Here is a 23,014-nt window from a genome sequence, read left to right as displayed (position 1 = left end):
TTCATTGCAACCAAAGGGAAAACCAGAGAATGGAACATCGGGCGGAGCAAATTCTCTGATGCAATGGCCGGAGACCTGCCTGAGAATGTGTCCCTGCACCTAGAACACAGAGGCAGTCAGCGCAACGGGCGACCGGGCATCAGACTCGTATCACTGCTGCAACAACAATGACATTTACATGACGATCATGGTTTTCTGATGAACGCGGAACACCCCCTCTACCTTTTGGGCGCGATCATTTCCTTTTCAGGATAAAGGCAGTCTTTCGTCGCCGCGCAGCGCCAGCACTCAGGCCTCCGGGCTTTGCAGACATACCGTCCCTGCAGGATCAGCCAGTGATGCGAGTCCCGCAGCAGCTCACGCGGGATGCGCGCCTCCAGCGCGTTCTCCACATCCAGAACCGTCTTGCCACGCGCCAGCCCCGTCCGGTTGGCCAGCCTGAAACAGTGCGTATCAACCGGCATGGCCGGAAGTCCGTAGGCCACGTTCAGGATGACATTCGCCGTCTTGCGACCGACGCCGGGCAACGCCTCCAGAGCGTCACGGTCCGCGGGTACTTCGCCATTGTGACGCTCAAGCAGATCACGCGACAGGGCGACGATGTTCTTCGCCTTGTTCCGCCACAGGCCGATGGTCTTGATGTGCTCGCCGACCGCTTCCTCACCGAGCGCCACCATTTCCTTAGGACCGGGCGCGACCGCAAACAGCGCGGGTGTCGCCTTGTTGACGGAACTGTCCGTCGCCTGCGCCGCCAGCGCCGTCGCGACGAGAAGCTGATAGGGCGAGCTGAACACAAGCTCCGTTTCGGCATCCGGCCATGTCTTCGCCAGATCGGCCAGAAAGCGGATGATTTCCGGCTTTGTCATGTCGCGGGAGGCGATGGCGGTCCCGTTGGGGAGACGGGGAATGTCTGCTTTTACGGGTGCGGTTTTTTTGGAGCGCGTGGAGGCCATGCTGCTGTTATTGGTCAGAATGGAACGTTCGTCAAAAGCAGAAGAATGCGCATTTATTCCGGATGAATGGCGAACTTAGGCAGAGAGATATCGACCGCCTTATTTCCGGACGGGAAAACTATATCCATGCAGGCGAACTGGGCGAGTACATATGAGGCTGTGGTGCGGCCCAACCCTTCCCTCCAATTATTCGTCAGATGTCAATTCAATACGCCGCATATTACCAGAGCAAGAATCATGGAGAGTGACTGATGATGGATATCGAAGAGAAAAAAATAGACGACCGGTCTAATTTATATAGACACCTCATTCAGTCAGGCCTATACACATCATCATGAAGATCGCGGACAAACATCGCGCTGCTCGACAGCATATACTGGAAGCGGCCAGACCGCTGATCGGCCTGCGAGGTTTCTCTGCGGTTGGTCTGGCGCAGATACTGGATGTCGCAGGCATTCCCAAAGGGTCATTCTACCATTACTTCGAATCAAAAGAAGCCTTTGGCGAAGCTCTGCTACAGTCATACATCGAAGACTATCTGATAAAAATGGATGACATCATCAGAAATGATGATGAAAGCGCTATAGAACGGATCACGCGTTACTTTACATTCTGGCGTGATACACACATCGACGGGCAGATTGGAAACAAATGCCTGATCGTAAAATTGGCAGCAGAAGTATCAGACTTATCTGAACCCATGCGGGCTATTCTGAATATTGGCACGCGTGCTGTTATTGACCGCCTCAGCACCCTTATCGCCAGGGGTCAGGCGGAAGGGTCGATCCACAGCAAGCAACCCGCACAGATGCTGGCTGCGTCACTGTATCAGCTCTGGCTGGGCTCGACGCTTTTAGCAAAGATTACGCGCAACTCCCCGCCGTTTGATCATGCCTGGATGGCAAGCAGGCAACTACTGGACATCTAGCTTCCGAAGCAGAGCGTGGCAATTTGTCCTCTCATTTTAATAGACGACCGGTCTAATATAGTCGACCGGTCTAGTAGGTGTGAAAATGCAGAACTTTGAATTCTACAACCCCACCCGGATACTGTTCGGCAAAGGCATGATTGCCCGGCTTGACGAACAGCTTTCACCTGAAGCCCGCGTGCTCGTGCTGTATGGCGGCTCAAGCGCAGAACGCAGCGGCACGCTGGCCGAAGTAAGGGCCGCACTGGGCAGCCGGACATTCCGTGAATTTGGCGGCATCGAAGCCAACCCAACCTATGAAACCCTAATGAAGGCCGTGGTTCTGGTGCGGAAGGAAAAGCTCGACTTCCTTCTCGCCGTCGGTGGCGGATCAGTCATGGATGGCACCAAATTTGTCGCAGCGGCCGTGCCGTATGAAGGCGAGCCGTGGGACATTCTGGTCAGCAAGGGTGAAGCCGCGAAAAAGGCGCTCCCGCTGGGCACGGTCGTCACGCTGCCCGCGACCGGTTCCGAGATGAACTGCCTGAGCGTAATTTCGCGCCAGTCCACCGGTGACAAGCTGCTGTTCTCCAACCCGCTGGTCTATCCGCGCTTTTCCGTGCTGGACCCCATGCGCACCATGAGCCTGCCTATGAAGCAGGTCATCAACGGTGTGGTGGATTCATTCGTCCATGTGATGGAGCAGTACATGACCTATCCGGTCGATGGCATGGCTCAGGACCGTTTCTCCGAAGGGCTGCTGTCCAGTCTGGTCGAGATCGGGCCGCGCATTGTAGCGACACCGGATGATTATGATCTGCGTTCCAACCTCATGTGGGTCGCCACTCTCGCCCTGAACGGCCTGATTGGCGCAGGCGTGCCGCATGACTGGACCACTCACATGATCGGTCATGAAATCACGGCGAAATACCACATCGACCACGCTCGTACTCTGGCCACGGTGTTCCCTGCCCTGCTGAAGGTTCGGCGCAACGAAAAGCGCGCCAAGCTTCTGCAATATGCAGCGCGGGTATGGAACATCACCGATGGCACAGAGGATGAGCGCATCGACGCCGTCATCCGCAAAACCGAGGAATTCTTTGAAAGCCTCGGTGTACCGACCCGTCTGTCTGCCTACGACATCGGAGCCGAAGGCATCAACGATCTGGTCAGACAGCTTGAAGATCACGGCATGACTCATCTGGGTGAAAACGGTGATGTCACGCTCGATGTCAGCCGCAAAATTCTGGAAACCGCCGCCTGACCTGCAGATCACGACCATCGGGAGCGCGAACACACCCGTTCTCCCGACATCAATAAGTTGACAAGAAAGAGGCTTTAAATGGCTTACGCCACGACCAATCCCTATACCAACGAAGTTGTCGCGACCTTCTCCGATGCTACGGATACAGAAGTCCAGACCGCACTGACCGAGGCCCATGCCGCCTTCGAAGTCTGGCGTGACACGTCCTTCGCAGAGCGTGCGAAGGTGATGAACGCCGCAGCCGCCATCCTGCGTCGTGACATCGACAAATATGCCCGACTCGGCACGCTGGAAATGGGAAAACTATTTGAAGAATCAAAGAAAGAAGTGATTCTTTCTGCCGAAATTTTCGAATACTATGCCAATCACGCCGAAGAACTGCTTAAGCCTGAAATACTGCCTGTCGCTGATCCGGCTGAGGGCAAACCTGTTCTGGTTCACGAACCGCTGGGCATCGTGCTGGCGATTGAACCGTGGAACTTCCCTTTCTATCAGGTGGTTCGCATCATCGCGCCGCAGCTTTCCGCCGGTAACGCCGTCCTGCTCAAGCACGCCTCCAACCTGCCGCAGTGCGCCGCTGCCTTTGATACGCTGATGGCGGAAGCCGGTCTGCCCAAAGGTCTGTTCCGTAACCTCTATGCGGCACGCCCGCACACCGCCATGATCCTGAATGACCCGCGCGTCTGCGGTGTCGCCCTGACGGGATCTGAAGGTGCTGGCACGGTTATCGCCGGCATTGCCGGTAAAGCTCTGAAGAAAGCCACCATGGAACTGGGCGGCGCGGATGCCTTCATCGTGCTTGAGGATGCCGATGTGGAGAAAGCGGCTCGCTGGGCGGTGATCGGTCGTCACTGGAACGCCGGTCAGGTCTGCGTTTCCGCCAAACGCCTGATTGTGGCTGACGCCATCTATGATCGCTTCGTTGCTCTCTACAAGGAAGGTGTCGCGGCTCTCAAAGCTGGCGATCCGATGGACCCAACGACCACGCTGGCTCCTCTGTCATCCAAGGCAGCGGCCGATGATCTGCGTGATCAGGTAACACGAGCGATGGATCTTGGCGCAAAGGTTGAGGTGATTGGCGCGCCTGTTCCCGAACAGGGAGCTTTCTTCCAGCCGCTTCTGATGTCCAATCTGGATGAGAAAAACGCAGCTCGACACTGGGAGTTCTTCGGTCCCATCACACAGATCTACCGTGCGAAAGACGAAGCGGACGCCATTCGAATCGCCAATGACTCCCCGTATGGTCTGGGCGGCAGCGTCTTCACAAAGGACGAAGCCCGCGGCGCCCGCGTGGCTCGCGCCCTCCGCACGGGCATGGTGGTCATCAACCATCCGCTCTCGCCCAAGGCGGACCTGCCCTTCGGCGGCATCAAGAACTCAGGCTATGGCCGTGAACTGATCGGTCTGGGCATCAAGGAGTTCGTCAACCACAAGCTCATCAACGTGGTGGATATCGACGCAGCGTTCTGATGAGATCAGGGGGATCGGGCAACAGAATCAGTTCCCGATCCCTTCTACAATTAAAACCACTGCCTATCAGGGAATACTGGCGAATGTTCTGTGCGCGCCTTCGGGAAATTACGAGGGTCGCCGAAACAGCAATCACGCAATCCTCCCATGATCCGTACTTCGCTCCTGTTCCTGCAGGCTCCTTTCATTTACCGTAATCAGCATTGACCGGCCCAAACCATCGCATCCAAGTTTCCACGGAGCACACCATGAGCAAATCCTTCCCTTCAGACTCTTTCATGGACGCCTCCGTTGCTGATGCAGGCCATGAACTGGAACGCCTCATTCAGATCATGGCGCAGTTGCGTGACCCGGAAACCGGATGCGCGTGGGATGTGCAGCAGACACCGGCAACCGTGGCTCCTTACGCAATAGAGGAAGCCTACGAGGTGGCGGACGCCATCGAGCGGGAATCGTGGGATGAGACGGCGGATGAACTCGGTGATCTTCTGTTGCAGGTCGTGTTCCAGTCCCGGATTGCCGAGGAAAAGCAGCGTTTCGATTTCGCAGAAGTAACGCGCCGTATCGCCGACAAGATGGTGCGCCGTCATCCGCATGTGTTTGGCGAGGCGCAGGATATCCGCGACGACCGGGCCGCTCTGACCGCGCAGTGGGAACAGAACAAGGAGCAGGAACGGCAGAAGCGTTCGGAGCATGGCGCGCTGGCGGGCATTCCGCTGGCGCTCCCTGCCTTGCTCCGCGCCAGCAAGCTGGCGTCCCGGGCCGCGCGTGTCGGGTTCGACTGGCCGGATATCAGCGGAGTTGTCGCCAAGGTGCATGAGGAACTGGCCGAGGTGGAGGCGGAAATCGCGTCCGGCGATAAGGCGGCTCTTCAGGACGAGGTGGGCGATCTGCTCTTTTCCGTCGCCAGTCTGGCCCGCAGGCTCGATCTCGATCCGGAGACCTGCCTGCGACAGGCCAACGGCAAGTTCACCCGTCGCTTCGAGGCCGTCGAAAGCCTGCTCGCCCTGAAAGGTCTGACACCGGCGGAGTGCGATGTGGAAAAGCTCGACGCAGTCTGGAACGAAGTCAAGAAGCAGGAAAAATCCTGACACCTCACCGGATTTTCCGAATAATTATGGCGTACGACTGGCGATGAAGGATCGCAGAGCTTCCGCCACTCTGGCGATCGGTTCCCGCCAGGCGATGTCCGGTCTGTCCGCCGTTTCCTGAGCAAACAGCCGCGCCTGTGGATACCAGAGATGGCGGCCTGTCTGCCGGTCCCAGTTACCCCCCGCCCAGCGCCAGTCGCCGCCGAACCGGTTCAGGAGCCACAGCGGCGCACCCATCGCGCCCGCGAGATGAGCGATGGCGGTATCGACGGAAATCACCAGATCAAGTGTGCTGATTCTGGCGGCGGTCGCAGCCATATCGCCGTCTTCCGGCAGGAGTTCAAAGCCTGAGGGAGCCGGACCTCTGTTCAGAGAAACCCACTGCACACCCTCAATTTCCAGAAGCGGCTCAAGCAGGTCCGACGCAATCGAGCGTCGTCGATCGAAGCGGTAGCCGGGATTACCCGACCAGCACAGTCCGATGCGTGGCCGCTGTCTGTCCTGCGAAACGCGCGACTGTGCAGCACAGAGATAGGGCGCTGTTTCCGACGGTCGCCCCACGTTCAGAAGACAGGGCAAACTTAGAAGAGAGGCTTTCGCCACCACGGTTTTGTCACTGGCCGAGGTGATGAGTTTCAGCCTGCCGCCTTCATAAATCCGCTTCCAGACGGGAAGCGTCAGAGACTGCTCGACCAGTGCTGCCAGACTGTCCGGCGCCAGCAGATAGATGGGCGCGCGCTCTGCCGCCACCGGCACAAAACGCAGGAACTGAATGTAATCGCCCAATCCCTGCTCACCGCACAGCATGACCGGTTTTTCTGATGGACTGCCATCCCAGTCGGGGAGATCCGGCCGGGGAAGAGGCTGAAGCAGCAGACGCCGTGCTTCGAAATCCTGCCAGCCTTCAGGGAAACGGCCTTCTGCAAGCTCCACAGTAGCAAGATTGAAACGCGCTCTTGTCGCATCCACTGTTCCCGCAGCGTTTTTCATGACCTGCCGGAAGAGGGTCGCCGCTTCTTCCCGACGCCCCAGATCATTCAGCAGCGTCGCCTGATTGAGCATAACGCGGAGGTCACCGGGTCCTAGCGCAATCGCTTTGGAAAAATCTTTTTCTGCCTCTACAAGATGACCAAGCGCAATATGCACAAGCCCGAGGTTGGTCAGTGTCTCGGCTGTGGGCAGACCGAGCACCGTTGCCTCTTCCAGTGCGGCGCATGCGTCATCCAGACGACCGAGTTCAAACAGCATGGCTCCATGATTGGCCCATGCAGCCGGATCGTTGGGACGAAGGTTACAGATTTCCGCAAACCGCGTTTCAGCTCCAGCATGATCGCCTGATGCATTGAGCAGGGTTGCTTCGTGTTGCCGTGTCGTGACGTCATCGGCGGCTGCCAGTCGTGTGGCGCGCCGCGCCATGGTGAGCGCCTCGGCGAAATGACCATGTCGCGCCAGAAACTGCGACAGAACCAGCGGATAGCCCGCTTCCAGAGGCCGTAGATCCAGCGCCATACGGAGCGCCGCTTCTGCCTCGACAAGCTGTCCGGCCATCTCGCAGGCTTCAGACAGCGCCAGTTGTGCGGAGGGATTGCTCGGGTCCGTCAGCACGGCGACCCTGAGTGCGCCTTGGGCGGCTTCGACATGGCCTAATCGGAGAAGCGCCAGCCCGAGGGTGACGTGAAATTCAGCGCGGGGATCAGCTCTGATAGCCAGCCCCGCATAGCCGACGGCCTGATCGAACCGTCCCTGCGTGAAGGCCGCTTTCGCAATTCCATGCAGCAGAAGCGGATCACCGGGCTTCTGGGCCAGCAAAGCCTTCAGTTCATCATAGGAAGCTTCTTCCGCCATATCGAAGGAAGTCGGGAAGTGATCCTTCAATTAGGCCTCCACGAAACAGAAGGCTGTGCGTATAGCAGGTTTTTGGCGGGGTTTCGAGCGAAGGAGAGGCGTGAAGCGTCGCATCTCTCCGGACAGATGATGCACAGCGACACAGCCAAAAGGCTGAGATCGGAAACATATCAGTTTTCAGGGATTTTCATTGCTGGGGCGAACGACGGGGATTGAACCCGCGACAACCGGTACCACAAACCGGCGCTCTACCAACTGAGCTACGTCCGCCACACAGCGGGCCTGCTAATAGAGAATTGCGAGGCACCCCGTCAATAGAAAATTTGCTATTTTCTATCCCCGCCCGATGCGATCCCGCAAACGCGTGAGCGCCTGCTCCAGAATGATGGGCTTCTTGCAGAATGCAAACCGCACCAGATGGGAAGGAGCGCCCGGCAAGGCTCCGTCATAGAACGCCGAAACAGGAATGACCGTCACCCCGGCCTCAACCGTCATACGCCGACTCCATTCCAGATCGGTCTCGGCTCCTGTCATCAGTTCCCCGACCCCACGAATATCTGCGGTCAGAAAATAGGTTCCGTCACAGGGAAGCACGGAAAAACCCATCTCCCTGAGACCAGACGCCAGAATATCCCGCCGCAGCTGCATCTCGGACGCCAGCGTCTCAAAGTAGGCGGCATCCTGATCCAGCCCGACAGCCACGGCGCGTTGCAGATTCGGAGCCGTGGAAAAGGCGAGATTCTGATGGGCCCTGGCAATGACGGTCGCCAGAGCAACGGGCGCGGTAATGTATCCGACCTTCCAGCCCGTCATTGAAAAGCTTTTTCCGGCGCTGCCGATGCGGATGCAGCGTTCACGCATTCCCGGCAGGGTCATCAGCGGAATATGGCGCGCCCCGAAGGTCAGATGTTCGTACACCTCATCACACAGCGCATACACATCATGCCGGGCGACCAGCCCCGCGATGAACTGCAACTCATCCTCAGAAAAGACCTTCCCTACAGGATTCATCGGCGAGTTCAGAATGATCGCCTTGGTGTTCGGTCCGAAGGCGGCTGCCAGTTCATCGCGGGGCAGTGACCATTCCGGCGGCGTCAGGCGCACCAGCTTCGGGATAGCGCCCAGAAGCCGGATCATGGGGAGATAGGTGTCATAAGCTGGCTCAATGACCACCACCTCATCGCCGGGATTCAGCAGGGCTGCGAGTGATGAAGCCAGCCCCTCTGTCGCGCCGGACGTCACGATCACTTCACGCGCCGGATCGATCTGCAATCCATAAAAGCGTACGTTCGACCGCGCGACCGCCTCGCGCAACTCCGGCAGGCCCGTCAGAGGCGCATACTGGTTGCGACCGTCCAGAAGCGCCTGCGCCGCAACTTCAGTCAGATGGGCCGGTCCTTCCGTATCAGGGAATCCCTGCCCCAGATTGATAGCGCCATGTTCTGAGGCCAATGCGGACATGACCGTGAAGATGGTCGTCGGCAACTGCGTCAACTGATGGTTCAATGGCTTCACGGTGACCCCCGGGCCTGACTGATGAAAAGAAGGAGGCGTTCTCTGCGACATCCGCTCCACTGCGCTGAGAGCGGGAGGGACTGGAAATAAGCCCTGCGTTCAGGTCTCCGTCAACAATCGGCGGCTACCGCCCGGATGACAGGATTATTTCGGTGTCAACCCGATTGCCCGCAAGACAAACCCGTGCAACTGTTCTGCCTGAACCGCAGTTCAATCGCTGCCGTTCGCATGCTAGAAGCTTGGCCGCAACAGACATTGGTGTGACGACAGGGACATGAAGAAGATTGAGGCCATCATCAAGCCATTCAAACTTGACGAGGTGAAGGACGCACTTCACGAACTCGGTCTTCAAGGTATTACCGTGATCGAAGCGAAAGGTTTCGGGCGCCAGAAAGGGCACACCGAGCTTTATCGCGGCGCGGAATATATCGTTGATTTCCTTCCCAAGATGAAGATCGAAGTCGTCTGCCCCGATGATCTGGCGGAACGAGCGGTAGAGGCGATTTCCAATGCAGCGCGCACCGGACGAATCGGTGATGGAAAAATTTTCATCATTCCGGTCGATGACGCGGTCCGTATTCGCACAGGCGAACGCGGGGGAGACGCCATCTGACGGACAATCCGCAGGCTGGATGATTTTTGCGTCTTGCTAGGATGTCCGGCATAGGACAAAAAAGTTTCGGTGCGGTATCGATCGACCCTTCTCAGGATGGAACGGCGAACCGCAAATCTGAAGGCCGCGATGGCGGCGCTAACAGGCAGGTAGAGGCACTAATGGCGAAAAAAGAAACCGGTTCGACCAAAGCGTCGTCGGAAGCAGTAGCCCGGGTTTTTGAGCTCATTAACGAAAACTCCGTCGAGCTGGTCGACTTGCGCTTCACCGATCCTCGCGGAACGTGGCATCACACCACGCAGTATATTACGACGATCGAAGAAGACACCTTCACAGAAGGTTTCATGTTTGACGGTTCCTCCATCGGCGGCTGGAAAGCCATCAATGAGAGCGACATGGTCCTGCTGCCCGACCCGACGACAGCCGTCATGGACCCGTTCTCCGCAAAGCCGCAGCTGATCCTGATCTGCGACATCGTCGATCCGGCGACAGGCCAGCTCTACAACCGTGACCCACGCTCCACCGCCAAGCGCGCCGAGCAGTACCTGCAGTCCACCGGTCTGGGCGACACGGCCTTTTTCGGTCCGGAAGCTGAATTCTTCATCTTCGACAACGTCCAGTTCGGCACAGGCCCGAACTACGGCAAGTATCAGCTCGACAGCATCGAAGGTCCCGGCGCTTCCCTGAAGGAATACCCCGAGGGCAACCTCGGCCATCGTCCGGGCGTGAAGGGTGGTTACTTCCCCTGCGCTCCTGTCGACAGCGAGAACGATCTCCGCGCTGAAATGCTGACGACGATGGGCGAGATGGGCCTGCCGATCGAAAAGCATCACCACGAAGTCGCACAGTCCCAGCACGAGCTCGGCACGAAGTTCGACACGCTGGTCCGCTCGGCCGACTTCATGCAGATCTACAAATACTGCATCCACAACGTCGCTGTTTCCTACGGCAAGACGGCAACCTTCATGCCGAAGCCGATCTATGGCGACAACGGCTCGGGCATGCACGTTCACCAGTCGATCTGGAAAGCCGGCAAGCCGACCTTCGCTGGCAACGGTTATGCTGATCTGTCCGACACGGCGCTCTACTACATCGGCGGCATCATCAAGCACGCCAAGGCGCTGAACGCGTTCACCAATCCGTCCACCAACTCCTACAAGCGTCTGATCCCTGGCTTTGAAGCTCCGGTTCTGCTGGCTTACTCTGCCCGCAACCGTTCCGCTTCCTGCCGTATCCCGTATGCGACGAGCCCGAAGGCAAAGCGCGTCGAGGTTCGCTTCCCGGATCCGACCGCCAACCCTTATCTGGCGTTCTCCGCCATGCTGATGGCTGGTCTGGACGGCATCAAGAACAAGATCCACCCGGGCGACGCCATGGACAAGGATCTGTATGACCTGCCACCGGAAGAGCTGAAGCAGATCCCGACGGTTGCCGGTTCGCTGCGTGAAGCCCTTCAGTCTCTGGAAGCTGACTACGAGTTCCTGCTTGCAGGCGGCGTCTTCACGAAAGACCAGATCGAGAGCTACATCGAGCTGAAGTGGAAAGACGTGTATCGCTTCGAGCACACCCCGCACCCGGTTGAGTTCGAAATGTACTACTCCGTCTGATCCTTTCAGACAGAGTTAGACTTTCAAGGAACGCGGTCTTAACAGGCCGCGTTTTTTGTTGGGTAATGCGTCCTGAGCTTTCGGAATAAACATATCAATCCGATGAACGGACAGGGGCCTGTTTACTTCGGGTATTGAGCACAGACCACCGTCAGCGCCCAAGAAATACCAGCTTTTTGGAAAAATCGTCCGTCAGGTTTCATTCGAAACCAAAGATTCTGCTTCAAACATTTCTGGGCTACAGATGGCGTGCTGGCAGTCGCAGGCTCTCAGCAGCAGTCAGAATATTCAAATCCACCGAACAGCAGGATCAACTAAGTGCCGTTTCTTTTTTGCAAAAGTTAAACTGCTTCAAGAGAGTTTCAAAAGACCCCTGAATACTTTGCAGGATGATTTTCCAAGGTTTTGCTCCGGATCCCACAAAGGAACGCGGTCCCTTTGATCCCAATTGGTTAAATAAAGGGATGAAAAGGCAGAATCCTGTCTTCCCTCCTGTTTGCAAAACGAGCGTCTTACAAAAAAGCCCCTGCAACCATTTCCACAATCAAGCTTCTGCACTCCGTGGAAATGGTCCCGCAAGTCTGCCCTCTACCGGCCCATCAACCTCAGTTTCGGTCAGAACCCGTTGCATACCCACTGCCACGCGGGTCAACCCAGCCGAAGCAGTGATTACTGCCACCCGGCAATCCGTTGCGGCATGAAATCGCATTGGCGCGACCGTTAGCTGTGGCCGCCTTGATGTCTCCGGCCAGAGCGCCGGACAACGCGGCGCCAGCAGCGTCAGCCGCATCCGCCTGCCCGGATGCTGTCGCCGCTGCCAGAAACTCCCCTTCCTGATGCGCAATTCCGGCAGGCAGGATCGGACGGGGACGATGGGCGGCAGACGCTCCCAGCACGATACCGGTTGAGCCTGCGACACGCCCGGTGCCAAACAGATTGTTCATCGAAACAGCACAGGCGACAGCTTCACCCTTTCTGTCCACCACAGCAAAAGACGTCGAAGCCGGCAGGTTCGGCAGGCTGCTTCCTCCCGGCATTTTGCCGGAATCAAGCAGCGCCTGCGCACGAGCGGTCAGAGTAGAAATGGAAGCGCGGCCTTCTGCTGCACGCCAGCCTGCGACGGCCCGGGCTCCGGTATCTCCAGCAGTCTGGCCGTTTTCAACCGCTTTCCAGGCGGCGGCCATACCATAGCCTCCGTCTGCAGTAGGCGGCACAAAGGATACCTTCACATTGCCGATGGTCGCGGTCAGAGGCGTCGTTTCGATCGGAACAGCCCCTCGCAGCCCGACCATAGTCAGACCTCCGCCGGTTGTCTCATTCGACGCCACCAGAACCTGAGCCAGCGCACCAGTATAAAGATCACCCGAACCGGCCGACCGTATGCGCTCAAGAGTGCCGGTCAAATAACGCTGGGTGAAGATGTCTCCAGCCTTCAGCACGGTGCCGTCAGAGCGTCCGAAAATACGACGCGCGCCCTCATCCGCCAGAAGCGGCGCCTGCACTACGGCCAGATCAGCCGCCAGCTGTGAACCCACTTCGATACCGTTTCGGGCCAGCGTGATGGCCGGCTGTGTCGTCTCGGCAAAATCAACGCTGCCGTAACGCAACTGCATCAGGAAGAGACCACGTGCGAGCATGGGGATCGAGGCAGGCCTGTCGACGCGGTTCCTAACGCCCGACACAGGATCAGCCGGCGCATCGCCCGTCGGCATGAACAGAAAAGCACGGCCAGGGCCACGATCCTCGGGACGCCAGGCCACACAAGCGCCGCCAGAGCCGAGAGAGGCACGGGAAGGCAGTGTCACCGACAACGCCAGACCGAGAGCGGATGCGGCATCGGCCGCGTTTCCGCCCCGCTGCAGGACGGTCATCGCGGCCAGAGCGGCATGCGGCTCGTCAGCGACGACATTGCCCACATACCCCGTCAGCATCTTCGACCCGGCGCCATACAGGGAGAGAACCGGATGTTCGTCAGCCTCGCTCTGGGACGGTGTCCCGAATATCCACGAACAGCCGGACATCATGCCGGTCATGGCCAGCAGGAGGCCGATGCGCCGGGCCACCGCTACCTTCCGACCAGCGCCCCTCACAACAGGCGTCTCGCCGCACGAAACAGAACGAAAGCTTACGGGACGTTCACGCACGCGAGAGACACTCCATTATTGCTGCTGGCCATCATCACAGTTTGACTGCCCGACATCTTACTGAGGCCGGACAAGGCCTTTTGACTTGGTTAGCTTTCTTCCCGCAATGCGGCAACGGGGCAAGGCACGGTTTTCCCACTCCGGAGCAAAGCCATGCCCCGAAAAAGAGCCGTTCAACTCACTTCGATACAAAAGAAGCTGTCACCCCATGCTCACGGTTGTAGGCAACCTGCGTATGGTTGAGCTGGAATCCGACCTCAAAACGGTAATTGTTGTCGAGCGTGGTCGGCTTGATCGGCAGATCAACGGTCACAAGACGCGTATCGACCGCAACAGCATCCTGTCCGGCTGGAAACGTGACTTTCTGCTCGAAAACGTGTTTTCCGACAATCTTGTCATTATGCACCACAGCGACAAACCACGGCAGTGTAATCGTCTCTCCGGGAGCAGCCGGCCCCTTGCGGACCACCATGTGCACGCCCAGCCGGGTTCTCAGATTCTTGCGTCCGCTCGCCATGCAATCGCCGCTCAGACTGCTGAGACTCGCATGCGTCACCAGATGATCGAATGAAGGCCCCTTGGCGGAGTAATTATAATAATCCGCCACTTCCGAGGGGATATGCATCTCCGGGCAGCTTGGAGCGAAGACATTGTCATCAGTCTCCGTGCAACCGGTCAGCGCCAGAGGCAGCATCAGCGCAGCAAGTCCCGTGACGCCCCATTTCATGAACCACACGCGACTCGATAGATGATCACGCACCGCGAACGAGCGGAGAGAATGCAGAAACACAAGCGGAGACCGGGCCATGCGACAATCCAGACTGACAGGTTACACGACCTGACGCCACATTTCCCCTCACACGGAGGCGTCATGCAGCGGACACAGATCACTGCGCGAGTATCGACCAGAAATGCGTCCACGAAAACCGGGGCTGCCTGAAATCATGCACAAAAAAATAAACAGTCACATGAGATATGGGGCAAACGGCCTGTTTTGTGTCATAAGAGCAGGATAGCTCTTTATCACGATACGGCTTGCGCGATCCGCCCGTCTTGCGTAGGGCGGGGCAAAACAGATCCTGTGGCCAGCCGGTGCTTCTGCCGGTCGCCCCGTAATGTCGCCCGCCGAATGTTTGGGGAACACCATGCCCGACCAGTCCACTCTCTCCCTGAAACCTGTCGAAACGCAGGACCAGACACGCGCCCTGAAAGTGCTTCTGGCCGGTCCCCGCGGTTTCTGCGCCGGCGTCGACCGCGCGATCCGCGTGGTGGAGGAAGCCATCCGCGCTTATGGCGCTCCGGTCTATGTGCGTCACGAAATCGTCCATAACCGGACCGTGGTTGAGGAGCTTGAGGAAAAAGGCGCGATCTTCGTCGAGGAACTCGATGAGGTTCCCGCCGACGGCCATGTGGTCTTTTCCGCTCACGGCGTTCCCAAGACCGTTCCGGCCGAAGCCGTGCGCCGCAACCTGCTTTATCTTGATGCGACCTGCCCGCTGGTGTCCAAGGTCCACCGTGAAGCCGAGCGTCATTACGCCAATGGCGGACCGGACAGCCGCCACATCCTGATGATCGGTCACGCAGGCCATCCGGAAGTGATCGGCACGATGGGCCAGCTCCCTCCGGGCGCTGTGACGCTCATCAACGACGCGGAAGAAGCCCGGACGGTGCAGCCTGCCGACCCGACGCGTCTCGCCTTCATCACCCAGACGACGCTCTCGGTCGATGACACGGCTGAAATCGTGGACATTCTGCGCGACCGGTTCCCGCTCATCGAGGGACCGAAGCGTGAAGACATCTGCTACGCCACGACCAACCGTCAGGAAGCCGTGAAGGCCATCGCACCCGAGTGCGATCTGGTCATCGTCATCGGATCGCCCAACTCCTCCAACTCGCAGCGCCTACGTGAGGTTGCCGAGCGCTCCGGCACCAAGCGCGCCCTGCTCGTTCCCAAGCTGGCCGCCCTCGACTGGTCCGTGCTGGAAGGCGTGAAAACGCTGGGCATTACAGCGGGCGCCTCCGCGCCGGAAGCGCTGGTGCAGGAAATGGTCAACGAGCTTGCCAAGCGCTACACGCTGCAGATCGACGAGCGCACTGTGAAGGAAGAGAACGTCACCTTCCGCCTTCCCGCGCCGCTCGGCTAACGCAAAGAGACTCATGGCCGTCTACACAGAAATTACCGACGAGGAGCTTTCCGCGTTTCTCGTCGGTTACGATATCGGGCATCTGACAGCCTTCCGCGGCATCGCGGAAGGTGTTGAGAACAGCAACTTCCTTCTGCGCACCGAAAAAGACGGCAAGGAATCCGATTACATTCTTACGCTTTACGAAAAGCGTGTGAATCCGGACGATCTCCCGTGGTTTCTGGGCTTCATGCGTCATCTGGCGACCAAGGGCGTGTCCTGCCCCCTGCCCGTCTGCGGTCGGGATGGTGAAGCGCTCCGCACGCTGGCGGGTCGACCTGCCGCGATCACGACATTCCTCTCCGGTGTCTGGCCACGCCATATTCACAGTGAACACTGCCGTCCGCTTGGTGAGGCGCTTGCCCGGCTGCATGTCGCCGGGAGCAGCTACGCGCCAGTCCGCGCCAACAGCCTCGGTCCCGACGCATGGCGGCCTCTCCTGCAGGATGCCGTCCGGTCAGACCGGCAGACCAACGGGACGAAACAGCTTCTCGAAGAACTCGACCTCGCTCTGGATCGAATCCTCCCGGCATGGCCCGGTGTCGGCAGTCAGGCCGACCTGCCTCGCGGGCAGATTCACGCCGACCTGTTTCCCGACAATGTGTTCTTTCTCGATCACAAGGTCTCCGGCCTGATCGACTTCTACTTCGCCTGCACGGATTTCCTCGCCTACGATGTCGCCATCTGCCTGAACGCATGGTGCTTCAGCGAAGATGGCGGATTTAACGAGATGTTCGCCCGGCAACTGATCGCCGGCTATGAAAGCGTGCGTCCTCTCACTTCTCCTGAACGGGATGCCCTGCCTGTGCTTTGCGCGGGTGCCGCCATGCGTTTCGCCCTGACCCGGCTGTACGACTGGATCAACACGCCACCGGACGCGATGGTCACACGCAAGGATCCTATGGATTATATCCACCGCCTCCGGTTCCACCTCGCTACGGACAACAGCGGAGTTTACGGTGTCTGAAACACAGGACGCTCCGGAAACCGTTCAGGATGATGATGCCGTCGTCATGATCTGGACAGATGGCGGGTGCAGGCCCAATCCCGGACCCGGCGGCTGGGGCGTGCTGCTGCGCTACAAGGGTCATGAGCGGGAGCTGTCTGGTGGTGAGCCGGAGACCACAAACAACCGCATGGAGCTGACAGCCGCCGCCGAGGCTCTGGAAGCCATGAAACGGCCATGCAAGATTGCTCTGCACACTGACAGCGAATATGTCCGCAACGGCATTACGCGCTGGCATACGGGGTGGGTCCGTCGCAACTGGCGCAACGCCTCGGGTGACCCGGTCAAGAACATGGACCTGTGGCGACGCCTGCTCGACGCCGCCAAGCCGCACGACGTTTCCTGGCACTGGGTCAAAGGCCATTCGGGTGTGCCGGAAAATGAACGGGTGGATCAGCTGGCGACAGACGCCCGTATCGCGATCGAAAAAGGCTGACTGTTTCAATTGACAAGCAGTAAAAGGGGCTGATCCGGAAGTGTAAACGCCGGACTTGCCGGAAGCTGTCCGAAGTGACACTCTACCTTTTTGGTTTTTTAGTGAGTTTTCCAATGTCGATCCGCTTCCACTCCTCATCAGCCCTTCTTCTTCTGGCAGGCCTGTCGCTGGCTCCTGTTGCAATGGCGGCAGATGCGCCTGAGAAGCCCTGTGAGAGTGACCTTTGCCGCTCCGTGCGTCAGTCCTGGTCCTCGGTCAAGCACGGCACCACCGATGCTGCTCAGTGGACCAAGAAAGAAACCGTCAAGGGCTGGGACGCCACCAAGAACGACGCGACAAAAGCGGCCAAATGGACGGGCAAGACGGGAGAAAAGGGCTGGGACGCCACCAAGAATGGCACCAAGGAAGCCGCTCATGACACGGCTAACTGGACGAAGAAGACCGCACACGACATCGCCCAGTAAGGACCTGAACAGCTAAAAGGCTGCTGGTGGTCACAGACAAGGCGTCGATCGAAGAACAGTCTGTTTTTCGATCGACGTCTTAAGTCATTTTACTAATTGATGATCTTCATCTGGATTGAAGCAGAGCGTTCGACGACATTGATCGCAACCTCGTCACCAGCCCGTACAATCCTCACCGTCAGCCACTCCCCTCCTACGGCAAGATTGAACAGCTTGAGGGAATGAATGGCCTCCGGCAAAACGGGGCGGACGAATTCAACCGCGACATTGTCCGGATCATAACGTAGACCCATGACGGCCTGCACCAGCGCCGGAAGAGTTGCCGCCGCCCACGCCTGAGGTGAGCAGGCCACAGGATAGCGAACAGGTCCTTCAGCCTGACTGCGTGTAAATCCGCAGAAAAGCTCTGGCAAACGACGAAGGTCCGTGTGAAGCGCGGCGTCGCTCAATCCGCTGAATATAAGAGCCGCTTCCTTCCTCAAACCATGCTTCACAAACCCCATGGCGATCAGGGCGTTGTCATGCGGCCATACGGAACCATTATGATAGGCCATAGGATTGTATCGGGCCTCTCCTTCCGGAATGGTCCGGATTCCCCACCCCGAGAATGATTTCCGATCCATCAGGTTACGCACGACCTTATCAAGCCGTTCGCCCGGCACCATGTCGGTCAGCAACACATGGCCCGCGTTTGAAGACCGCACGACGCATTGCTTCTTTTTTCCATCCAAAGCAATGACGTACGTTCCGATATCATCGTTCCAGAACTTCAGGTTGAACGAGACCCTCAGAGCATCCGCTCTCGTATCCTGATGGGCCGCATAAGCGGTTTGGCCAAGTCTGCGTCCAATAACAGCCGCAGCGCGTCTCGCCGCATAAACGTATGCCTGCACTTCACACAGCGCGATCGGTCCTTCGGCCAGAGTACCGTCAGCGTGGAAAATACTGTCGTGACTGTCTTTCCATCCCTGATTGGCAAGTCCGTCCTTGTTCTTACGGCCGTATTCCACAAAACCGTCACCATCGCGGTCGCCAAACCGCTCGATCCAGTCAATGGCCCGCGTAATATGTGGCCAAAGGTGGCTGAGCGTTCCGACATCCCCCGTCCGGTCGAGATAGGCGCCAGCCAGCATGACAAACAGCGGCGTGGAATCAATCGAACCGTAGTAGCGCCTGAAAGGCACTTCCCTGAGTTCGGCCATTTCACACAACCGCACTTCATGCAGAATTTTGCCCGGTTCCGCATCGGCGAGAGGATCTTCACGATCAGCCTGATTGACGGCAAGATACTGGAGAACCCCCTTTGCGATCAGCGGATCGAGCCACAAGGTCTGCAGCGCCGTGATCAGAGCGTCCCGTCCGAAAACCGTGCTGTACCAAGGGATACCGGCGTAAGGATAAGGGCCGGTCTTTTTCTCCGTCAGCAGCATGTAGATATCGCAGATCGACCGTCGGATCGCTTCATTGAACGCTTCATTCGACGTCGCAATGGCGGAAGCCCGGGAAGACGCGTTTCTGAGCGCACGTCGTGCGGCCACGGCAGCAAAGAGAAAGGTCCGCGCCGGAATCTCGGTGCTCTGCTGCCTTTCCGAAGGATCACACTGAACCTCAAGATGAATAAGAACCTTTTGCCCAGGTTCGATGGAAAAGCCGAACGTCGCCCGGTCTGTCGACAATGTTTTCGGCTGAGGGCAGAACCGTAAACGCGTTGTCCGCGTGCGGTCATCCAGCCCCTTGTAGGACAGTGTGACCGTGTCGTTTTCTATTACGGGTTCAAGGGTTTCGCCCCGTCTGGCGCGTTTCATGCCTCTCGCTTCGAAAAGATCGGCGAAATCGGCAAAAAACCGCATATCACAGACGATTTCATGAGGGATTATATCGAAATTACGTATTTCGATCCGCTCGTAACACGCGCCATTCCACAGAAAGCGCGACCGCAGCACATGAAGCAGATCATGCGCAAGACGGGTCCCGTCGCGCAGCGACAAATTTTCATTCGTCAAATTGACTGACATCATAATGTTGTTTTCGCGAACAACAGACGAGAGGAGGATGGGCCTCTGGTCTTCCAGACGGAATGTCAGTCCGGACAGATAGCGTGTGTCACGGTAGTACAGCCCATCGGCAATGTCCTGTCCCCAGAGTATGTCTCCGGTCTGATCAAAAACGCCGAAAAGATCATCATTTTTCAGACAATGCAGACGTCGGTTCGACAGGATCGCACTGGCCATCGAACTCAGATCATCGGAAATGAGGCCGGTATGGAGCTGTTCATCGACAGAAGTATCAGTATGATCGGCAGAACCAGTAGGCTGGGCATCCATGAAAACATACTCCATTCTGTGTCTGGCAGGACAGCAGCAAAGGAAAAATGTATCAGCTCTTGCAGAAGGGCCGCTTTTCCGCCTTCTGATGCCTAACGCAGAATGAACGTGATGGTCGCCTCAAAGAAAGAAAAACTTCCTTACGGATGAGTTATCTTTCTTGTGGCAGCTCAGAACCTTGGTGGCAGGATCATGGCCTGACGCACCATATGCACGGGGTTCGCACGATAGGCTGCCAGCGAACGCCCTCCCCCTTCCCCACCGAGAAACGCTGGACGGGATACTGGAGCGGCATTCCCTCCTGACGGACCAGCAGCAACAGGGGCAGTTACATTTCCACCACCTCCTCCCATGGAAGCCATGGTGGCGGCAGCTCCCCGACTGGTCACATAGGGCGTGGTCGGTTGTGTGGACGGAGCCAGCGGTCCTACGTGATGGGGTGTCATCGAGACCGGGGTCGAAGGCCGCGACGATCCCACACCCGATGGCATCGCCCAGGATTCCAGCACCTTCCACTGATAGGTTGAACCGATGTTGGGTGTGAAGGAGTGATAGGCCGCTGCGGCTCTGGGCCAGCTTCCTGTCCGACTGAAGAGATCGGTCAGAAAACGCGCCGCAAACATGGCGTTTGTGGAAGGGTCGAACGCCGCTTCGAGTGACGGAAAAGCATCGGCATGCTGCTGAAGATTCACCTGCATGCAGCCCACGTCAATCGAACGGATGCCCTGCGCCTGAAAAGCGCGAACCGCCTCTATCGCCTGACGCTTGTTGTCATAGACATAGCCCTTGCCCTGCGCATTAACTGTCCAAGGCCAGGGCACAAGCTCACCATTGATATGTCGTCCACTCTCGACACGCGCCATGGCGACAAGAAACTGGTCGGGAATACGGGTGCTGCGCTCCGCCATCAGGATGGCGTTTGTGCACAGACGCGCATCTCCGGGCGCAATATTTCCCGCAGACTGGGTCTGGATCTGGGGCTGGGCTCCCGTCATCAGCGCCGCCCTGTCCGGGGTGCTCGCACCGGCTGGCGCCGAGCCTGCGCCTGACACGGCAAACGGCGACGGTGACCGTGCAGCCGACCAGAACGGCTGGGCGTTGGCGCTCCCCTGCGCAAGAGGCGGATGCGCTGCCCATGACGTGGCCGGAAGCGGGGTCTCAGCCCATGCCCCCGAAACCGGTCCTGATACACACCCAAAAGCAAGAAAAAGAAAACGCCGCATCCCAGCAGAATGCGGCGTTTTTCCTAACCAACCGTTAGCAGCGGATTACGCAGCTTTCAGAGCCTTCTGCAGACGGGTGTCGATTGCATCGAGGAACGGCTGCGTATCGAGCCATTTCGTGCCTTTTCCCACCAGCAGCGCCAGATCCTTGGTCATTTCACCCGCTTCAACAGCCTCGACGCAGACGCGCTCAAGGGTCTCGGCGAACGCCACCACATCCGGCGTTTCATCGAACCGGCCGCGATAGGCGAGCCCGCGTGTCCACGCATAGATCGACGCAATCGGATTCGTGCTCGTCGGACGGCCCTTCTGATGCTCACGGTAATGACGTGTCACCGTGCCGTGCGCTGCTTCCGACTCAACGATGGTGCCGGTCGGATCGAGCAGAACGGACGTCATCAGGCCGAGGCTGCCGAATCCCTGCGCCACGATGTCGCTTTCCACGTCGCCGTCATAGTTTTTACAGGCCCAGACATAGCCGCCTTCCCACTTCAGGGCGGACGCAACCATATCGTCGATCAGGCGGTGTTCGTAGGTGATGCCCAGTTTCTCGAAATCGGCCTTGAATTCCTTGTCGTAGATCTCCTGAAACACGTCCTTGAACATGCCGTCATAGGCCTTGAGGATCGTATTCTTGGTCGACAGATAGACTGGGAACTTGCGGTCACGGCCATAGCTTAGCGACGCACGGGCAAAGCCTTCGATCGAAGCGCGGGTATTATGCATGCCCAGCGCCACGCCCGGCCCCTTGAAGTCATGCACTTCAAGCTCAAGCGGCTCGCCGCCATCGGCGGGCACATAGTTCAGCGTCACCTTGCCGGGACCGGGGATCTTCGTCTCGGCGGCGCGGTAGATGTCGCCGTAAGCATGACGTCCGATGACGATCGGCTTGCTCCAGTGCGGCACCAGACGCGGCACGTTCGAGCAGATGATCGGCTCGCGGAAGATGGTGCCGTCAAGGATGTTGCGGATCGTGCCATTCGGCGAACGCCACATCTTCTTGAGACCGAACTCTTCGACACGCGCCTCATCCGGTGTGATGGTCGCGCATTTGACGCCCACGCGATACTTCTTGATGGCCTCAGCAGCCTCAACCGTGACCTTGTCATCGGTCTTGTCGCGATTTTCGATCCCGAGATCGTAATATTTCAGGTCAATGTCGAGATAAGGCAGAATCAGGCGCTCCTTGATGAAGTGCCAGATGATGCGTGTCATCTCGTCGCCATCGAGTTCTACGACCGGATTCTTGACCTTTATTTTCGCCATAGGACGTGCATTTCCTTCGATAATCGTCACAATTTCCGCCGTATTTCCGGCAGTGAAGAGACTTTTGCCCTAACACCCATAACGATGACGCCCAACGGTCGAACAGAGCTTTTTCACTCACATTTGCGATAGGCGTCATACCAGTGGCGTATGAACAGAGCTTTCCAGTTTCACGCTCGCGTGAGGCGCACTGAAGAAAGGAATGACATCCCGGGGTTCCGGACGTGCTGTTCAGAAAAATGCCCGTGTATTGCCGCCCGCAACAGCCTGCTGCACGCACATATAGCGTCCGTTCGGGGTTGCGCCGTACCAGAAGCTGCCCGGCATGTGATAGACATGGGTCTGCTGATTCACCCAGACTTTCACGCATGACTGGTTGTTACTGGCCTGCACAACATTCCGGGAAGCATCGCTCTGCTGGTTTGAGACATGCTGAATGACAGTGCGCTGCCGATCGGAACGTGTGGTCTGGCTGTCGGCAAAAGCTGCACCCGTCATGCAGGTCATGACACATAGAGCGGTGAGATAACGCTTCATAACATCTCTCCGGATTTGATTGAGGATTGAGGATTGAGTAAATCCTGTAAAATTCCGAGAGATATGACCAGTAACGGCACCGTTATGTTGAATAATAAATTTGTGTTCTCACATCTTCATTATCTTTATCACAAGCACGTCAGACAATTCCCGCACTTACCGAAGC

The 23,014-nt window shown here is 57.9% G+C and carries 19 protein-coding genes and 1 tRNA gene; 10 read left to right on the top strand and 10 right to left on the bottom strand.

Going from position 1 to position 23,014, the window contains the following annotated elements:
* Positions 1 to 218 precede the first annotated feature (218 nt).
* Positions 219 to 953, bottom strand: a complete 735-nt coding sequence (nth, locus tag GVI59_RS13370; protein ID WP_242013100.1) for an endonuclease III — start codon at positions 951 to 953, stop codon at positions 219 to 221.
* A 334-nt stretch (positions 954 to 1,287) separates the two neighbouring features.
* On the opposite strand from nth, the gene GVI59_RS13365 reads away from it, so the two are divergent.
* The 4 genes from GVI59_RS13365 (at position 1,288) to mazG (ending at position 5,685) form a co-directional block, all read left to right on the top strand.
* Positions 1,288 to 1,881, top strand: a complete 594-nt coding sequence (locus tag GVI59_RS13365) for a TetR/AcrR family transcriptional regulator (protein ID WP_173574701.1) — start codon at positions 1,288 to 1,290, stop codon at positions 1,879 to 1,881.
* 85 nt (positions 1,882 to 1,966) lie between these two features.
* On the top strand, positions 1,967 to 3,124 hold the full coding sequence (locus GVI59_RS13360) for an iron-containing alcohol dehydrogenase (protein ID WP_173574700.1): 1,158 nt from the start codon (positions 1,967 to 1,969) through the stop codon (positions 3,122 to 3,124).
* Between the two features lie 78 nt (positions 3,125 to 3,202).
* Positions 3,203 to 4,594 carry an NAD-dependent succinate-semialdehyde dehydrogenase gene (locus GVI59_RS13355; protein WP_173574699.1) on the top strand — a complete coding sequence of 464 codons (1,392 nt, stop codon included), beginning with the start codon at positions 3,203 to 3,205 and terminating at the stop codon, positions 4,592 to 4,594.
* A gap of 248 nt (positions 4,595 to 4,842) precedes the next feature.
* Entirely contained in the window at positions 4,843 to 5,685 is an 843-nt protein-coding gene (gene mazG, locus GVI59_RS13350) for a nucleoside triphosphate pyrophosphohydrolase (RefSeq protein ID WP_242013099.1), read from the top strand.
* A gap of 24 nt (positions 5,686 to 5,709) precedes the next feature.
* Here mazG and GVI59_RS13345 read toward each other — a convergent pair whose 3' ends face one another.
* From GVI59_RS13345 to GVI59_RS13335, 3 genes are all read right to left on the bottom strand, one after another.
* Entirely contained in the window at positions 5,710 to 7,560 is a 1,851-nt protein-coding gene (locus GVI59_RS13345) for a tetratricopeptide repeat protein (protein ID WP_242013098.1), read from the bottom strand.
* A 164-nt stretch (positions 7,561 to 7,724) separates the two neighbouring features.
* Positions 7,725 to 7,800 (bottom strand) — tRNA-His (locus GVI59_RS13340).
* 63 nt (positions 7,801 to 7,863) lie between these two features.
* The gene (locus GVI59_RS13335; RefSeq protein ID WP_173574698.1) at positions 7,864 to 9,045 is read right to left on the bottom strand and encodes an aminotransferase; all 1,182 of its coding nucleotides are present in this window, start codon (positions 9,043 to 9,045) and stop codon (positions 7,864 to 7,866) included.
* A gap of 274 nt (positions 9,046 to 9,319) precedes the next feature.
* On the opposite strand from GVI59_RS13335, the gene GVI59_RS13330 reads away from it, so the two are divergent.
* Positions 9,320 to 9,658 carry a P-II family nitrogen regulator gene (locus tag GVI59_RS13330; RefSeq protein ID WP_010666746.1) on the top strand — a complete coding sequence of 113 codons (339 nt, stop codon included), beginning with the start codon at positions 9,320 to 9,322 and terminating at the stop codon, positions 9,656 to 9,658.
* Between the two features lie 161 nt (positions 9,659 to 9,819).
* Positions 9,820 to 11,265, top strand: coding sequence for a type I glutamate--ammonia ligase (gene glnA / locus GVI59_RS13325; protein ID WP_077813332.1), 1,446 nt, complete (start codon positions 9,820 to 9,822; stop codon positions 11,263 to 11,265).
* Between the two features lie 605 nt (positions 11,266 to 11,870).
* On the opposite strand, the gene GVI59_RS13320 is transcribed toward glnA, so the two are convergent.
* Positions 11,871 to 13,409 carry a gamma-glutamyltransferase gene (locus tag GVI59_RS13320; RefSeq protein WP_173574697.1) on the bottom strand — a complete coding sequence of 513 codons (1,539 nt, stop codon included), beginning with the start codon at positions 13,407 to 13,409 and terminating at the stop codon, positions 11,871 to 11,873.
* A 178-nt stretch (positions 13,410 to 13,587) separates the two neighbouring features.
* Entirely contained in the window at positions 13,588 to 14,217 is a 630-nt protein-coding gene (locus GVI59_RS13315) for a hypothetical protein (protein WP_173574696.1), read from the bottom strand.
* 337 nt (positions 14,218 to 14,554) lie between these two features.
* Here GVI59_RS13315 and ispH point away from each other — a divergent pair, with 337 nt between their 5' ends.
* The 4 genes from ispH to GVI59_RS13295 all read left to right on the top strand — a co-directional run bounded on the left by ispH (position 14,555) and on the right by GVI59_RS13295 (position 17,498).
* Positions 14,555 to 15,553 carry a 4-hydroxy-3-methylbut-2-enyl diphosphate reductase gene (ispH, locus tag GVI59_RS13310; RefSeq protein WP_173574695.1) on the top strand — a complete coding sequence of 333 codons (999 nt, stop codon included), beginning with the start codon at positions 14,555 to 14,557 and terminating at the stop codon, positions 15,551 to 15,553.
* A 13-nt stretch (positions 15,554 to 15,566) separates the two neighbouring features.
* Positions 15,567 to 16,559 carry a homoserine kinase gene (locus GVI59_RS13305; RefSeq protein ID WP_173574694.1) on the top strand — a complete coding sequence of 331 codons (993 nt, stop codon included), beginning with the start codon at positions 15,567 to 15,569 and terminating at the stop codon, positions 16,557 to 16,559.
* A 46-nt stretch (positions 16,560 to 16,605) separates the two neighbouring features.
* A complete protein-coding gene (rnhA, locus tag GVI59_RS13300; RefSeq protein WP_173574716.1) occupies positions 16,606 to 17,034 on the top strand; it encodes a ribonuclease HI in 429 nt (142 codons plus the stop codon).
* A gap of 113 nt (positions 17,035 to 17,147) precedes the next feature.
* Positions 17,148 to 17,498: a hypothetical protein gene (locus GVI59_RS13295; RefSeq protein WP_173574693.1), complete on the top strand. Its 351-nt coding sequence runs from the start codon at positions 17,148 to 17,150 to the stop codon at positions 17,496 to 17,498.
* 92 nt (positions 17,499 to 17,590) lie between these two features.
* Here the strand turns inward: GVI59_RS13295 and GVI59_RS13290 are convergent, their stop codons facing one another.
* The 4 genes from GVI59_RS13290 to GVI59_RS13275 form a co-directional block, all read right to left on the bottom strand.
* Complete coding sequence (locus GVI59_RS13290) at positions 17,591 to 19,822, bottom strand: amylo-alpha-1,6-glucosidase (RefSeq protein WP_173574692.1); 2,232 nt, start codon at positions 19,820 to 19,822, stop codon at positions 17,591 to 17,593.
* 170 nt (positions 19,823 to 19,992) lie between these two features.
* Positions 19,993 to 21,045 (bottom strand): transglycosylase SLT domain-containing protein, encoded by a 1,053-nt coding sequence (locus GVI59_RS13285; RefSeq protein ID WP_173574691.1) that lies wholly within the window; start codon positions 21,043 to 21,045, stop codon positions 19,993 to 19,995.
* A 45-nt stretch (positions 21,046 to 21,090) separates the two neighbouring features.
* Complete coding sequence (locus tag GVI59_RS13280; protein ID WP_010667410.1) at positions 21,091 to 22,311, bottom strand: NADP-dependent isocitrate dehydrogenase; 1,221 nt, start codon at positions 22,309 to 22,311, stop codon at positions 21,091 to 21,093.
* Between the two features lie 231 nt (positions 22,312 to 22,542).
* The gene (locus tag GVI59_RS13275; RefSeq protein WP_173574690.1) at positions 22,543 to 22,848 is read right to left on the bottom strand and encodes a hypothetical protein; all 306 of its coding nucleotides are present in this window, start codon (positions 22,846 to 22,848) and stop codon (positions 22,543 to 22,545) included.
* Positions 22,849 to 23,014 lie beyond the last annotated feature (166 nt).

The organism is Acetobacter sicerae, assembly GCF_011516765.1.
GTDB lineage: Bacteria > Pseudomonadota > Alphaproteobacteria > Acetobacterales > Acetobacteraceae > Acetobacter > Acetobacter sicerae.
This window is presented reverse-complemented; position numbering and strand designations above follow the sequence as displayed.